The organism is Paenibacillus sp. MCAF9 (assembly GCF_052114265.1).
GTDB lineage: Bacteria > Bacillota > Bacilli > Paenibacillales > Paenibacillaceae > Pristimantibacillus.
In genome coordinates this window covers 1-655 of the sequence record NZ_JBFREL010000084.1, presented here as the reverse complement: position 1 = coordinate 655, position 655 = coordinate 1, and the positions used below count along the sequence as shown (strand labels likewise).

At 48.6% G+C, this 655-nt stretch carries 3 rRNA genes; all 3 read right to left on the bottom strand.

Annotated features, from left to right (window positions below):
* Nucleotides 1–132: ribosomal RNA gene (locus AB4Z45_RS32985) — 23S ribosomal RNA — on the bottom strand; the annotation flags it as partial.
* A gap of 239 nt (nt 133–371) precedes the next feature.
* Nucleotides 372–488: ribosomal RNA gene (gene rrf / locus AB4Z45_RS32980) — 5S ribosomal RNA — on the bottom strand.
* A gap of 110 nt (nt 489–598) precedes the next feature.
* Nucleotides 599–655, bottom strand: a 16S ribosomal RNA gene (locus AB4Z45_RS32975); the annotation flags it as partial.

The window sequence follows — 655 nt, the reverse complement described above, 5'->3', positions numbered from 1 at the left end:
CTGGGTTTCCCCATTCGGAAATCCTCGGATCAATGCCTGCTTACGGCTCCCCGGGGCGGTATCGTTGTTCGCCACGTCCTTCTTCGGCTCCTGGTGCCTAGGCATCCTCCGTGCGCTCTTACTAGCTTAACCAATTGCTCGTGGTGATTCGGCTTGTCCGCCGTTTTCATTTTGTTTCTCTGATCTCCTAAGACATCAAATGGTTGAAACAAAACGAAAAGAAGTTGGAACAATCTCGAACACCTYTCGCTTACGTAAAAACAACTAAAGGATGTTTCAGCAATTCTTTTTCTTTCGTTATCCAGTTTTCAAGGTGCAAAGTAAATCACAGACAACCTYKCGGYTGCTGTTAGGTGTAAAAYATAACACCTGCTTGGCGACGTCCTACTCTCCCAAGACCCTGCGGTCTAAGTACCATCGGCGCTGAAGGGCTTAACGGTCGTGTTCGGTATGGGAACGCGTGGTTCACCTCCGCCATCGCCACCAAACGGATGACTTGACTTSCRTTGAAAGATGATTAATCTTTCAAAACTGACAACGAGTAAGCGATAAACTGCCAAGTTTATCCGAACCTCATCGGGTCCGGGTATTTCCTTAGAAAGGAGGTGATCCAGCCGCACCTTCCGATACGGCTACCTTGTTACGACTTCACCCC